16 protein-coding genes and 1 riboswitch are annotated in these 12972 nt (G+C 39.6%); of the genes, 9 read left to right on the top strand and 7 right to left on the bottom strand.

All coding sequences use genetic code 11. The features are described from left to right. Positions 1–39 precede the first annotated feature (39 nt). On the top strand, positions 40–471 hold the full coding sequence (locus L5B71_RS01925; RefSeq protein WP_326938246.1) for a glycerophosphodiester phosphodiesterase family protein: 432 nt from the start codon (positions 40–42) through the stop codon (positions 469–471). 115 nt (positions 472–586) lie between these two features. Here L5B71_RS01925 and moaE read toward each other — a convergent pair whose 3' ends face one another. From moaE to moaA, 4 genes are all read right to left on the bottom strand, one after another. After that, positions 587–1045 carry a molybdopterin synthase catalytic subunit MoaE gene (moaE, locus tag L5B71_RS01920; RefSeq protein ID WP_265756693.1) on the bottom strand — a complete coding sequence of 153 codons (459 nt, stop codon included), beginning with the start codon at positions 1043–1045 and terminating at the stop codon, positions 587–589. Position 1046: 1 nt separating this feature from the next. Continuing rightward, on the bottom strand, positions 1047–1292 hold the full coding sequence (moaD, locus tag L5B71_RS01915; RefSeq protein ID WP_265756691.1) for a molybdopterin synthase sulfur carrier subunit: 246 nt from the start codon (positions 1290–1292) through the stop codon (positions 1047–1049). Continuing rightward, a complete protein-coding gene (gene moaC / locus L5B71_RS01910) occupies positions 1289–1774 on the bottom strand; it encodes a cyclic pyranopterin monophosphate synthase MoaC (RefSeq protein ID WP_265756690.1) in 486 nt (161 codons plus the stop codon). Before moaC ends, moaD begins: the two co-directional genes overlap by 4 nt. 13 nt (positions 1775–1787) lie before the next feature. After that, complete coding sequence (gene moaA / locus L5B71_RS01905) at positions 1788–2813, bottom strand: GTP 3',8-cyclase MoaA (RefSeq protein WP_265756689.1); 1026 nt, start codon at positions 2811–2813, stop codon at positions 1788–1790. Then, positions 2802–2950, bottom strand: a riboswitch (molybdenum cofactor riboswitch). (Overlaps the previous gene by 12 nt.) A 204-nt stretch (positions 2951–3154) precedes the next feature. Here moaA and L5B71_RS01900 point away from each other — a divergent pair. After that, on the top strand, positions 3155–4090 hold the full coding sequence (locus L5B71_RS01900) for a gluconeogenesis factor YvcK family protein (RefSeq protein ID WP_265756688.1): 936 nt from the start codon (positions 3155–3157) through the stop codon (positions 4088–4090). Between the two features lie 53 nt (positions 4091–4143). Here L5B71_RS01900 and folE read toward each other — a convergent pair whose 3' ends face one another. Further along, positions 4144–4800 (bottom strand): GTP cyclohydrolase I FolE, encoded by a 657-nt coding sequence (folE, locus tag L5B71_RS01895; protein WP_265756687.1) that lies wholly within the window; start codon positions 4798–4800, stop codon positions 4144–4146. Positions 4801–4954: 154 nt separating this feature from the next. Between folE and moeA the strand changes: the two genes are divergently transcribed. Further along, the gene (gene moeA, locus L5B71_RS01890) at positions 4955–6169 is read left to right on the top strand and encodes a molybdopterin molybdotransferase MoeA (protein ID WP_265756686.1); all 1215 of its coding nucleotides are present in this window, start codon (positions 4955–4957) and stop codon (positions 6167–6169) included. A gap of 18 nt (positions 6170–6187) precedes the next feature. Continuing rightward, positions 6188–6910 carry a molybdopterin-synthase adenylyltransferase MoeB gene (moeB, locus tag L5B71_RS01885; protein ID WP_265756684.1) on the top strand — a complete coding sequence of 241 codons (723 nt, stop codon included), beginning with the start codon at positions 6188–6190 and terminating at the stop codon, positions 6908–6910. 99 nt (positions 6911–7009) lie between these two features. Here the strand turns inward: moeB and L5B71_RS01880 are convergent, their stop codons facing one another. Then, positions 7010–8563, bottom strand: coding sequence for a DUF2813 domain-containing protein (locus L5B71_RS01880; protein ID WP_265756683.1), 1554 nt, complete (start codon positions 8561–8563; stop codon positions 7010–7012). Between the two features lie 88 nt (positions 8564–8651). On the opposite strand from L5B71_RS01880, the gene L5B71_RS01875 reads away from it, so the two are divergent. From L5B71_RS01875 to ftnA (L5B71_RS01865), 3 genes are all read left to right on the top strand, one after another. Next, positions 8652–9563, top strand: coding sequence for a lysine exporter LysO family protein (locus L5B71_RS01875; RefSeq protein WP_265756681.1), 912 nt, complete (start codon positions 8652–8654; stop codon positions 9561–9563). Positions 9564–9793: 230 nt separating this feature from the next. Continuing rightward, on the top strand, positions 9794–10282 hold the full coding sequence (gene ftnA, locus L5B71_RS01870; protein ID WP_265756680.1) for a non-heme ferritin: 489 nt from the start codon (positions 9794–9796) through the stop codon (positions 10280–10282). A 21-nt stretch (positions 10283–10303) separates the two neighbouring features. Further along, a complete protein-coding gene (gene ftnA / locus L5B71_RS01865) occupies positions 10304–10804 on the top strand; it encodes a non-heme ferritin (RefSeq protein WP_265756679.1) in 501 nt (166 codons plus the stop codon). 18 nt (positions 10805–10822) lie between these two features. Here the strand turns inward: ftnA (L5B71_RS01865) and L5B71_RS01860 are convergent, their stop codons facing one another. Continuing rightward, positions 10823–10981 carry a hypothetical protein gene (locus tag L5B71_RS01860; protein WP_265756678.1) on the bottom strand — a complete coding sequence of 53 codons (159 nt, stop codon included), beginning with the start codon at positions 10979–10981 and terminating at the stop codon, positions 10823–10825. A 131-nt stretch (positions 10982–11112) separates the two neighbouring features. Here L5B71_RS01860 and L5B71_RS01855 point away from each other — a divergent pair, with 131 nt between their 5' ends. Together L5B71_RS01855 and uspE are read left to right on the top strand one after the other, a co-directional pair. Next, positions 11113–11880, top strand: coding sequence for an FNR family transcription factor (locus L5B71_RS01855; RefSeq protein ID WP_265756676.1), 768 nt, complete (start codon positions 11113–11115; stop codon positions 11878–11880). A gap of 116 nt (positions 11881–11996) precedes the next feature. Next, on the top strand, positions 11997–12929 hold the full coding sequence (gene uspE, locus L5B71_RS01850; RefSeq protein ID WP_265757765.1) for a universal stress protein UspE: 933 nt from the start codon (positions 11997–11999) through the stop codon (positions 12927–12929). Positions 12930–12972: the final 43 nt, after the last annotated feature.

The raw sequence follows: 12972 nt of genomic DNA, 5'->3' as shown, positions 1-12972 counted from the left end.
ATTGATTATCCAGAATTATGTCGTATAAAAACACAATTAATGCCTGAGCTTTCCATCAACTTGCCTCTACATTTTTTAATTGCATACAATGAATGGGAAGAAACACAAGTAAAAGATCCAACGGGAGAGTGGGTAAATTATGATTATAATTGGGTATTCGAGAATGATGCAATGCAGGAAATAAGTATGTATGTTGATGGCATTAGTCCTGAATATAGCATGCTAATTGACACTAAAAGTTCATCATATCAGCACATTGTTCCTAGCAAATTGGGGATATTAGCTAGAAAATCAGGATTAAATGTGCATACTTATACCATAAGAAAAGATGCGTTGCCTCACTATGTGAGTTCAATGACAGATCTACTAGACGCTTTAGTAAATGCTGGTGCAAATGGTTTCTTTACTGATTTTCCTGATATAGCAAAGCAACATTTTATACAAAAATCTCACCTAATAAATCACAATTAATTTAATATGCTATAAGTAATATCCACAACAAAATGTCACAGATGTTATTGAATATGTTGTGGATAACTTTGTTCAGATAGAAAACAGAACAATGTCTTATTGAAAAACAATCATATTAACGATTCCATCTACCTATCGCTTGCTGATCGCTTTCTCGATGTTCTATCCAACGCTCACCTCGTTCTGTCTGCTCTTTTTTCCAAAATGGTGCTTTACTTTTGAGAAAATCCATAATAAATTCATTGGCTTGATAAGCCTCACCACGATGGGGAGAACTCACTGCGACTAGCACAATTTCATCGCCTGTATGCAGCAAGCCCACGCGATGAATTACCGCAACGCGTAACAAGTGCCAACGTGTGCAAGCTTCGTCAACAATTTCACGCAGCGCTTTTTCTGTCATTGCAGGATAATGTTCTAAAAATAAACTGGATACGCTATCGCCCAAATTCATTTCGCGCACTTTTCCCACGAAAACCACGGCAGCGCCGACACTATTCGGTGCTGAAACCCAACGATAAACTGCATTTTGATCAAAATTGGCAGTTTGTACCGCAATTTGAATTTCTGTCATTTTATCCTCCTGTAACAGGTGGGAAAAAGGCAATTTCATCGCCATTTTGCACCGCACTGTCAAGGCTAGCCAAGGTTTGGTTAATGGCAACCAAAAGCTTTTCTTTATCTAACGCCAATGCCCATTTCTCCCCTTTGGTGCTTAAATGTTGGCGTAGTGCTTCTGCATTGGCAAACTGACCTGAGATTTCAATTTCATCAACACCAATTAGCTCGCGTGTTTGGGCAAAAAATAGTACTTTAATCATTCTGTTTTTCCTGCTAAAAAATGACCAGATTTTCCACCGCTCTTTTCTAAAAGGCGAATATGTTCAATCACTATATCTTTCTGCACTGCCTTACACATATCATAAATGGTTAAGGCTGCCACGCTTGCGGCGGTAAGCGCTTCCATTTCCACGCCTGTTTTGCCTGTTAATTTGCATAGACTTTCAATTCGCACCTGATTAGTTTCAGGCAACGCCGTTAAGGAGACTTCCACTTTTGAAAGCAATAATGGATGGCATAAGGGAATTAAATCCCAAGTGCGTTTGGCGGCCTGAATGCCTGCAATACGTGCGGTAGCAAACACATCACCTTTGTGATGTTGCCCTGATAAAATCATTTGCAAGGTAGATTGTGACATTGTAACCAATGCTTCTGCTCTTGCTTCACGCACCGTTTCTTGCTTACCCGAAACGTCCACCATATTGGCTTCGCCATTGTTATTAATATGAGTAAATGTGGTCATTATGATTCCTTGATTAACCGCCAATGCTGGCAAGGTGATTACGCACACCGCTATCACCATTATGTAAAAAGTGATGCTCTCGCTTGCCTTGTAATGCGGAGAAAATGCGTGATTCTAAAAGAGATTGCTGATTGTCATCTTGTAACAAATCGCGCAATTCGATACCCTCTTCACCAAATAAACAGAGATGAAGTTTCCCCTTTGCAGAAACCCGCAGACGATTACAACTGGCGCAGAAGTTTTTTTCATAAGGCATAATTAAGCCAATTTCACCTTGATAATCTGGGTGTTTAAACACTTTGGCTGGGCCATCTAAATAACCGCGCTGTTGCAATTGCCAACCTAAAGCCAGTAATTTTTCTGCTAAAAGTTGCCCTGATAGATGATAACGTTGGAAAAAATGGTCCATTTCACCTGTCTGCATTAACTCAATAAAGCGCATTTGAATCGGGCGATCTTTTATCCAATTTAAAAAGCCACCAAATTCCTGATCATTGAGATTTTTCATCAGCACTGCATTGACTTTAACTTTTTGATACCCCTCTTCAAAGGCACGATCAATGCCCTGCATAATTTCAGCAAACTTATCCACCCCCGTGATGCGTTGAAACATTTTTGCATCAAGGCTATCCACGCTTACATTAACGGAAGTGATCCCTGCTTGTTTCCACGCGGCAATGTCTTTCGCCATACGGTAACCATTGGTGGTCAAGGCAATTTGCTTGATGCCTTCAATTTGCTGAATATTTTCTACGATAGAAAGAAAATCCTTACGCAAAGTAGGCTCACCACCCGTGATACGAATTTTCTGCGTACCAAGATGGGCAAAGGCACGCACCAAACGAACAATTTCACTTTGGGCAAGAAAGCTCGGTTTATTGGGTTCTGGCTGATAACCATTGGGCAAACAATAGTTACAACGGAAATTGCACATATCCGTAATGGATAGTCGCAAATAAAAATATTGGCGGGCAAACCCATCAATAAGACGTGTTTTCCCCACCTGTTTTACAGGAATTTGTATAGGAATGCTTTGCATTAGACACCTTTCTAAAATGGAGAGGATAAGCCGTTTCCAACGTATCCCTGAGCAATACAATAAAGCATTGCTGGCATTGCCACCCTATTTTGCAGTAAACAAAACGTAGGCGAACAAGCTCGGAGTTATGCGAATAATTTTTCCTATTTTAAGGGCTTAACGACAATTTAGCCATACCTAGAATGGGATTTATATCAAAAAAATACAATATTTTACTTATAAATCAATTATATAAAATTATATATAACGAATATGCATAAAATTTCTACCGCACTTTTAAGCAAATTTGTTTATACTTAACTCTAATTCTCTTATAACGCTCACATTTTAAAGGAAAAACAATGAGTGATTTAACGCCACACAGTCGGCACGAAAATTTAGATAAGATAAATCACATTGTGGCTATTGGCGGCGGACACGGGCTTGGACGCGTAATGTCTGCACTCAGTTTTATGAAAGAACGCTTAACGGGTATTGTCACCACCACTGACAACGGTAGTTCTACAGGCAGAATTCGGAAACAACAAGGTGGCATTGCGTGGGGCGATTTGCGTAATTGTCTTAACCAGATTATCACTGAACCGAGTACCGCTTCTGCGCTATTTGAATACCGTTTTTCCGCCAACAGCGGGGAACTCGCAGGGCATAATCTCGGCAATTTAATGCTAAAAGCGTTAGAAAATATGCAAATTCGTCCCACAGAAGGGGTAAATTTAATCCGTGATTTATTGCGCGTAAAATCTTTTATTGTACCGATGTCAGAAAGTGCTGTGCATCTTGCCGCTTCCTTACCTTCTGGCTCTAGCGTAGTGGGTGAAGTGGAAATTGATGAGCTAAGCGAACTGCCTAAGGCTATTTTCCTTGTTCCCCTTGTTAGTGCAACGCACGAAGCCATTTGTGCCATTCAACAAGCTGAAGTGATTTTATTTGGCCCAGGCAGTTTTCTCACCAGCATAATGCCACCTATTTTATTACCCGAAATTATCGAAGCATTAAAAAACAGCCAAGCGAAGAAAATTTTCATTGATAATCTTGGTATTGAACATAGCCCGTCCGCAGCGCTTTCTTTACAAGATCGAATAAATTGGATTAACGAAACCGTAGGGAAAAAGATTATTGACGGCGCTATTGTACAAAACGGCTTGATGCCAGAAAATAGTGATCCTCAGCTAAAAATCATTGCTAGACGCTTGCGTGCTGACGACATTAGCTACCGCCACGATCGCACCTTATTATGCAAAGCGATTGATGATCTGATTGAAGAACTGGATAAGTAAATAAAAAACAGGGCTAAGATCAGCCCTGTTTTCCATCTAACCTATTGATTAAACTATTTATTTATAAGTGTGAGAAACTCTTTTCTGGTTTCACGATCGTCAAGGAATACGCCACCAAATGCAGAGGTTACCGTGTAACTATTTGTATCCTTAATCCCGCGACATTTCACACAAAAATGGGTGGCTTTCACATAAACCGCCACATCTTCTGTTTCTAAAATCGTTTGGAAAGCCAATAAAATCTGTTCAGTCAAACGCTCTTGTACCTGTGGACGTTGGGCAAAAAACGCCACCACGCGATTGATTTTTGATAACCCGATCACCCATTTTTTCGGATAATAAGCTACCGACACCATTCCATCAATGGTCACAAAATGATGCTCACAAGTGCTGGTTAAGGTCACATCATTCACCAATACCATTTCGCTCACTTTCATTCGATTTTCAATGTTAGTGATTTTCGGGAAATTGGCATAATCTAGCCCGCTAAAAATTTCATCAACGAACATTTTTGCTAAACGAATTGGCGTTTCCTCAAGGCTATCATCACGCAAATCCAGACCAATCAACTTCATCACTTCGCGCATATGTTGCTCAATGCCTTCTCGACGCTGTGATTTTGTCAGCTGCATATTCACCATTGGGGTTTCAATCCCTTTGCTCACTAATGCCTGACGGACTTTCTCCGCCTCAGAGGAAATCTTATTCATTCACTACTCTCCAAATTTTAAATTGGCTTATTCTATCAGACTCTAAAACAATAATAAAATGAGAAAGATAGCGGTTCAATATGAAAAATTCTATAAAAATCACCGCACTTTCTTGTAGAATAGAACATAACTCTTGATTGAAAAAGGAATAGTTATGCTAAGTATTGAACAAGCTTTGAGTGGAATGTTGACACAGCTTCCTACGCCACAGCAAACGGAAACCTTGCCACTTTCGCAGGCGAGCCAACGCATTTGTGCGGCAGATATTATCTCACCTATTAACGTACCTTCTTTTGATAATTCTGCGATGGACGGTTATGCGGTGCGTCTTGCCGATCTTGCCCAATCGCCGACACTAAGGGTTGCGGGCAAAGCCTTTGCCGGCAATCCTTTTAATGGCGAATGGTTGCCACAAAGTGCGGTGCGAATTATGACTGGCGCGATGATCCCAGCTGGTGCTGACGCGGTGGTGATGCAAGAAAATGTGCAACTTAATGAAGACGGCACGGTTACTTTCGACGAAATGCCAAAATTGGGGCAAAATATTCGTCGTACGGGGGAAGATGTAAAACAAGGGGACGTAGTGCTAAAAACGGGCGAAAAACTTACCGCACTTTCCTTGCCCTTGCTTGCTTCCTTAGGCATTGCAGAAGTGCCTGTGTTTCCGCATTTGAAAGTAGCGATTTTATCTACGGGCGATGAATTAGTTCCGGTGGGCGAGCCTTTGAGCCACGGTAAAATTTACGATACTAATCGCTTTACGGTGAAATTATTATTAGAAAAATTACCTTGTGAAATTTTAGATTTCGGCATTCTGCCTGATGATGAAGCGCTATTTGAAAAAGCCTTTTTGCAAGCGCAAGAACAGGCGGATTTAGTGATCACCAGTGGTGGCGTTTCGGTGGGGGAAGCGGATTTCACCAAGACGATTTTAGAAAAACTGGGTACGGTGAATTTCTGGAAAATTGCGATGAAACCGGGGAAACCTTTCGCGTTTGGTAAATTAGAAAAGGCGTGGTTCTGTGGCTTGCCGGGCAATCCTGTGTCCGCCTTGGTCACCTTTTATCAGCTGGTGCAACCTGCTATTGCCAAACTTAGTGGTTACAGCCAATGGCAAGCACCACAACAGCTTAAGGCAATCGCAAGTGAAAATCTGAAAAAAGGCGTAGGTCGCAAAGATTTTCAACGTGGTTTTTATTGGGTCAATGAGCAAGGACAACTTGAAGTGAAAGCCATAGGTTTCCAAGGTTCTCATCTCTTTAGTGCTTTCATTGAAAGCAACTGTTTTATTGTATTAGAAGCAGAGCGTGGCAATGTGCAAGCGGGGGAAATGGTTACCATTGAACCTTTCAATGAATTATTAGGTTAATGAATTATTAGGTTGATTATGATCGAACTCACTGCTGAAGAAGAGCTGCGTTACAATCGCCAAATTGTGCTGAAAGCCATTGATTTTGACGGACAAGAAACCCTAAAAGACAGCACAATGCTGATAATCGGCTTGGGCGGTTTAGGCTGTGCGGCGAGCCAATATTTAGCCGTGGCAGGCGTTGGCAAATTAATTTTAGTAGATTTTGATACCGTTTCTTTGTCTAACTTACAGCGCCAAGTGTTGCACGATGATAGCCGTCTAGCAATGCCCAAAGTGGAATCCGCCAAGCTCAGTTTACAGCGTTTAAATCCGCACGTTGCACTGGAAGCCATCAATCAACAGTTAGATGATGATGCCCTACTCGCATTATTAGCACGCGTTGATGTGGTGCTAGATTGTACCGATAATGTGGAAACGCGCAATCAGCTAGATCGTTGTTGTGAACAACGCAAAATACCACTCATTTCTGGTGCAGCAATCCGTATGGAGGGGCAAATTTCTGTGTTCACTTATGAAGAAAACACCCCCACCTATCGCCAGCTCAGTCAGCTTTTTGGCAATGCCCCATTAAGCTGTGTAGAAACAGGCGTGCTTGCGCCAATGGTGGGTATTGTTGGCTCAATGCAAGCCCTTGAAGCGATCAAAGTGCGGTTGAAAATGGGAGAGAATTTGTGTGGGCGATTATTGCTCATTGACGGATTTACGATGAAAGTTCGGGAAATTAAAATCCCCGTTTAGCCTAAATCAGCGAAACAAGCGGCATTAATTGCCGCTTATTTTTTCTTTTTTCCGTCATTTTTTCTCTATCACTTGGTTTGTTCGAGTTTAGACGATTTTTTAAGATGAACGCGCTAAAATTAAAACACGAGTGAAAAGCTGTTTAAACAAACGCGGAATGGACGCTACCCCACGCTGTTTTATCTCGTTGGATAACGCCACTGCAAGATCGGGCTTTGATGTGCGTTGTATAGCACGTTGAATAATGCGATGAGGCAAATATTTCTGCGAATGATCTTGCCAGCGCGCCAATCGAATAAAGGTTTGTTCAAAACCGGCATAATAGAAAAAATGCTCAATGTCTTTCTTTGGCAAATAAGTGAGCCGCATTGCTGGCGGTTCGTTATCGTTGAGCAAACTTTTCGCCGTTGCAGAATATTTTTTTCCTGCTTCATCACCATCAGTCAGCACATACCACTCAATTCCCATTGCTTTGGCATAATGAATCAAAGGACGCAAACCACACTGGGCGAATTCCACGATTCTGATGCCCTCCATCGCAAGATCAATATCAAGCAATTCTGCCAATTCAGTTAAAATCCAAACTTCTGTTTCGCCCTCCACCAACAGCCACATTCGAGAAAATAATGCAAGGCTACGATTATGCCGAATATGAAAGCTCAAACGGCGTAATTCTTCTTTATTTAATTGATGTGAAAGCTGAAAGGCTTGGGTACGCTCTACATTTCTCACTAGACGGCAAATGGACTGCAAAGGGATTTGTGACAGTAATTCCACCGAATTCGTGGTGGTAATCCGTTGGATTGGTAAATAACTGACTAGCTCCCACATCATTGCCACCATTCTTGGATGCAAACGGGCATCGGGATCTTCAAATAAAATAATTGGCCGCAGGCTGTGAACATCGCGTAATTCATTGACAGAAACAAATAATTGGGTTAATTGTTTGAATAAAATATGGCGCAATGAATGATGCTGTTTTTCACGCAATTTCAGGCAAAGCGATTTCACATCATTCCAAAGTGCGGTGGTATCTTGCATTAATTCTGTTGCCATCGCACGATTGATAAAATAACGTTGAAGTAAGCGCAACGTGGATTGAATTTCACGATTGAGTTTCGGATCCACTAACAACGGCAGAGTTGTAAAATGTTGATACTCAGCTGATGAATTAAGCCTAGCATCACGAAAACGGTAAACAGGGTGCAGTGCAATCAACGCCATTGCCATTTGCTCAGCATTTTCCAGCTTAAGCACCTTCCCTTCGCCATCTAAAAAATGATAGGCAGTGATAATTTCCGCGTCTTGCATTTCCCCTGTAATCTGAAAATAAATTTTGGCATAAGGTTCATCATCAAAAATTGCCAGTTGCTGATAAGGGAAATTTGCTAAGGATTTAGCGTCACGGAGAATACTAAAGGTGAAGAGAAAGGTGATTTCTTTCGACGTAAACGCCTTATTTTCGTCCTGATAAAAATCCGTTTTTTGGAATTGATAAAGGTGTTGTTTATCATTAAAAATTACGCTTAGTGCCGCCAATAAACTGGATTTACCCCACGCATTTTCACCAATCAGCACCATATTAGGCTGCAAGGTAAACGAAAGGCGGTTTATGCCACGAAATCCCACAATATCTAATTGACGCAAATACATCACCGCTCCTTATATCCTTGGTTAATTTGGTATTTTTGACTCACTGACGTAAAATAGCACAATCATTTCATCATTTTAAGGAAAAACTGTGTTTGAAGGATTACTTATCGTCCTCGGCCCAATGTGCTTGGGCTATTTTTTTAAGATAAAAAATACCGCACTTTTGCAGCGTATAAATCAAATGGTGATGCTGCTGCTCTATCTGATTTTATTCATTATGGGCGTTTCTTTGGGGCATTTGGACGATCTTGCCAACACCTTGCCATTAATTGGTATTTCTGCTTTCACTTTTGCTTTAATCATTCAAGGTTGCAATATTCTTGGTTTAATATTGTATGATAAACTGCACCCACTGCCACTTAAACATTTGGGCAAAGATTTACCGTCGCGCGGGCGATTATTATTAGACAGTGCTAAACTTTGCTCAATGGTGCTGATTGGTTTTATTTTGGGGATATTAACCAAAGCATGGCTTGCCTTTCCTTTCAGTACAAGCACTTACGCCTTAGTTCTACTGATCTTTTTTGTCGGCATTCAACTGCGTAATAATGGTATTGCCTTGCGCGAAGTGATCTTTAATAAACGCGGACTTTATACGGGGCTTATTTTTATTCTCACTTCATTGTTAGGCGGGATTATTTCCGCTTATGTGCTGGATTTACCTGTTACACAAGGCTTAGCGATTGCTTCTGGCTTTGGCTGGTATTCACTTTCGAGTGTTATTATCAATGATGCTTGGGGACCAATGTTTGGCAGCATTGCGTTCTTCAATGATCTTTCACGGGAAATTTTCAGCTTATTTATTATCCCGTTTTTTATGTTTAACTATCGTTCTACCGCCGTAGGTATAGCAGGCGCAACAGCATTAGATTGCACTTTGCCAATTATTCAACGTTCTGGCGGCATTGAAGTTGTGCCACTGGCGATTAGTTTTGGCTTTGTTACCAATATTGTACCACCTATTTTACTGGTATTTTTCTCCAGCATTCCGCTTGCGTAATTACCTACTTTCAGTCTATATGTTGCTATATAGGCTGAAAACTCAATCAATTCTCACCGCACTTTCCTTTTTCGTATTTGGCAATAAGAACGATTCTCTTAAATAGAATAATTATTATTAAAATTCCCTTTAAAAATTAATAACTTACAAACATTTTTAGTTGCAAAAAAGAAAAAACTGGTTAAACTATGCCCACTATATTTGATTAACCATTAAGGAAAGGAGTGGCTATGTTACAAGACGCGATTATTAAAAAACTAAACGAACAAATTAATTTGGAATTTTATTCTTCCAATGTATATTTGCAGATGAGTGCTTGGTGCTCAGCAAACGGTTATGAAGGTGCGGCGGCCTTTTTACTTCGCCACGCAGATGAAGAAATGATGCATATGCAAAAATTACTCACTTATGTGAAGGATACAACAGGTATGCCATTATTGGGCAAAATAGATGCACCAAAAAATGATTACAAATCATTAAAAGAAGTATTTCAAATCACACTTGAACACGAAAAATTCGTTACTGCAAAAATTAATGAATTGGTGGCAGTCACCTTTGAACACAAAGACTACTCTACTTTCAATTTCTTACAATGGTATGTAGCAGAACAACACGAAGAAGAAAAATTATTCAACAGTATTATTGATAAATTCAATTTAGTGGGCGAGGATGGTCGTTCTCTTTACTATATTGACCGCGATTTAGCTACATTAGAATAATCACAATAAAAGGAGAGAAAAATGTTATCAAACAACGTAATTAAATTATTAAATGATCAAATGAATTTGGAGTTTTATTCCTCAAACTTATATTTACAAATGAGTGCTTGGTGTGACCAACAAGGGTTTGAGGGCACCGCGAAATTTTTATCTGCTCACGCAGCAGAAGAAATGCAACATATGCGTAAATTGTTTACTTATTTAACCGAAACTGGTGCATTACCAATTATTAGCGAAATTAAAGCGCCACCACACGAATTTAGTTCATTAAAACAAGTGATTGAAACCACTTACCAACACGAAAAGCTGATCACCAGCAAAATCAATGAATTAGTCGGCAAAACCTTTGAAGAAAAAGACTTTTCAGCTTTCAATTTCTTACAATGGTATGTGGCAGAACAGCATGAGGAAGAGAAATTATTCAGCGGTATTTTAGATAAACTGAATCTTCTCGGTGAAGATGGTAAAGGACTATTTCTCGTTGATAAAGATCTTGCAAAACTTGTTGTTGATCAAGGTTAGTTATCCACATAAAGCCAGTTACTCACTGGCTTTTTCCTTATCAGAAACGTGCTGATTTTTCACCGCACTTTGAATCTGTTGGTAATGGCAAGTGCGGTAGAAAAATGCAGAAAGTAGTACGCAAAGCATTAAAATAATTTGGATTAAACGTTTTTTAGTAAGTTTCTCTGTCGCCATTTTTTCCTCTGAATAATTCTTTACTCATTAAAAACTTCTTAAGTTCGCTATTTAATGTTATCATTTCTTGCGTTAGATCAATTTTATATGATTTTTTCTGTTTTACCTAAATTATTTGAGGAAGAAATAAAATGTTATCGCCTGAATCAAGAATGACACGCCGTAGTCAACCAAATGGTTGTACAATACACTGCCAGGATTGTAGCATAAGTCAGCTTTGTATCCCTTTTACTTTGAACTCACAAGAATTAGACCAGCTTGATAACATTATTGAAAGAAAAAAACCTATTCAAAAATCCCAAATTCTATTTAAAGCAGGTGATCCCCTTAATTCTCTCTACGCTATTCGTTCAGGAACAATCAAATCCTACACGATTAGTGAATCAGGTGAAGAACAAATTACCTCTTTCCACTTGCCAGGGGATTTGGTCGGTTTTGATGCAATCATTAATATGCGGCATCCCAGTTTTGCTCAAGCGTTAGAAACTGCAATGGTATGTGAAATCCCTTTTGACATTCTAGATGATTTATCAGGCAAAATGCCCAAATTACGCAAGCAAATTATGCGCTTGATGAGTAACGAAATTAAGAGTGACCAAGAGATGATATTGCTATTATCCAAAATGAATGCTGAAGAACGCCTTGCCGCCTTTTTGCATAATCTTTCTCTACGTTACTCAGCAAGAGGGTTTTCTGCCCGTGAATTTCGTTTAACAATGACGCGTGGCGATATTGGTAATTATTTAGGATTAACCGTTGAAACCATTAGCCGTTTATTAGGACGATTCCAAAAATCAGGAATGTTATCAGTTCAAGGCAAATATATTACAATTAATGATATGACTGAATTATCTACTCTCGCAGGAACAACTAAAACACGCATTCAGATAGTTGAATAATCGATTAGTGGGGGATTTCCCCCTTTCTTTCTCATTTTTCCTCAACTTCTACCTTGTCATTTTTATTAATATTCTCTATGCTTACACCAATTCAACAATTGCTATGGAGACATATGATGAAGTTCAACAATATTCTTGTAGTACTAAATCCAGATAATCAAAAACAATATGCACTTGCCCGCGCTGTTCGGTTAGCTAATGAACAAAAGAATGAAAGTAAAGTAAAAATTACCGCCTTCATGTCTGTTTATGATTTATCATACGATATGTCCGCGTTGCTCTCTTCTGAAGAAAGAGAAACTATGCACCAAGGCATTATTTCACAACATCAGAAACTGATTGAACCATATTTTGAAAAATATGCCCATCCAAATATTGAATTTGAATCCATTATTGTTTGGAATAACAATGAAGCCGAAGCAATTAGCATAGAAGTAGATAAAAACCACTACGATCTCGTTGTGAAATACACGCAAAATCAAGAAGAAAGCTTAACATCTCTGATTTTTACACCAATGGATTGGCAGCTATTACGTAAATGCCCAGCCCCAATAATGATAGTAAAAGATGGTGACTGGAAGCATCAAAGACGCATTCTTATTGCAGTAAATGTGTCTGATAATGAGGAAAATCATCGTCGTTTCAATGATGAGTTGGTAAATCTAGGTATTGATTTAGCCGATGTACTAGAACGTGGAAATGTTCATTTGGTTAGTGCTTATCCGCCAACGCCAATTAATATGGCCTTGGATCTCCCAGAATTTAATAACACCGATTATAGTAATAGTATTCGTGGCGAATATTTAGTTAATATGAAAGCATTACGCCAAAAGTTTGGCATTGATGAGGATCACACTCACGTGTTAGAAGGATTTCCAGAAGACGTTATTCCAAAAGTTGCAGAAGAACTCGGTGCTGAAACCGTTGTGTTAGGCACTGTAGGACGAACTGGGCTTTCTGCTGCATTTCTAGGCAATACTGCTGAACATGTCATTAGCAAATTAAACTGCAATTTGTTAGCCATAAAACCAAGCCAAACTAAAAGCTGATTCGCCTTGATAAGCGAAATAGGCAATAAGGGCACTAGAATGC

Source organism: Avibacterium sp. 21-586, from assembly GCF_026226775.1.
Lineage (GTDB): Bacteria > Pseudomonadota > Gammaproteobacteria > Enterobacterales > Pasteurellaceae > Avibacterium.
The sequence above is the reverse complement of the archived record's forward strand: the minus strand, read 5'-3'. Positions and strand labels throughout refer to the sequence as shown.

Excerpts from the sequence above, each read along its gene's own strand:
- L5B71_RS01925 (WP_326938246.1), top strand. The coding sequence starts at position 40 with ATGCCTGAGCTTTCCATCAACTTGCCTCTACATTTTTTAATTGCATAC.
- moaE (WP_265756693.1), bottom strand. The coding sequence starts at position 1,045 with ATGACAGAAATTCAAATTGCGGTACAAACTGCCAATTTTGATCAAAAT.
- moaD (WP_265756691.1), bottom strand. The coding sequence starts at position 1,292 with ATGATTAAAGTACTATTTTTTGCCCAAACACGCGAGCTAATTGGTGTT.
- moaC (WP_265756690.1), bottom strand. The coding sequence starts at position 1,774 with ATGACCACATTTACTCATATTAATAACAATGGCGAAGCCAATATGGTG.
- moaA (WP_265756689.1), bottom strand. The coding sequence starts at position 2,813 with ATGCAAAGCATTCCTATACAAATTCCTGTAAAACAGGTGGGGAAAACA.
- L5B71_RS01900 (WP_265756688.1), top strand. The coding sequence starts at position 3,155 with ATGAGTGATTTAACGCCACACAGTCGGCACGAAAATTTAGATAAGATA.
- folE (WP_265756687.1), bottom strand. The coding sequence starts at position 4,800 with ATGAATAAGATTTCCTCTGAGGCGGAGAAAGTCCGTCAGGCATTAGTG.
- moeA (WP_265756686.1), top strand. The coding sequence starts at position 4,955 with ATGCTAAGTATTGAACAAGCTTTGAGTGGAATGTTGACACAGCTTCCT.
- moeB (WP_265756684.1), top strand. The coding sequence starts at position 6,188 with ATGATCGAACTCACTGCTGAAGAAGAGCTGCGTTACAATCGCCAAATT.
- L5B71_RS01880 (WP_265756683.1), bottom strand. The coding sequence starts at position 8,563 with ATGTATTTGCGTCAATTAGATATTGTGGGATTTCGTGGCATAAACCGC.
- ftnA (WP_265756680.1), top strand. The coding sequence starts at position 9,794 with ATGTTACAAGACGCGATTATTAAAAAACTAAACGAACAAATTAATTTG.
- ftnA (WP_265756679.1), top strand. The coding sequence starts at position 10,304 with ATGTTATCAAACAACGTAATTAAATTATTAAATGATCAAATGAATTTG.
- L5B71_RS01860 (WP_265756678.1), bottom strand. The coding sequence starts at position 10,981 with ATGGCGACAGAGAAACTTACTAAAAAACGTTTAATCCAAATTATTTTA.
- L5B71_RS01855 (WP_265756676.1), top strand. The coding sequence starts at position 11,113 with ATGTTATCGCCTGAATCAAGAATGACACGCCGTAGTCAACCAAATGGT.
- uspE (WP_265757765.1), top strand. The coding sequence starts at position 11,997 with ATGAAGTTCAACAATATTCTTGTAGTACTAAATCCAGATAATCAAAAA.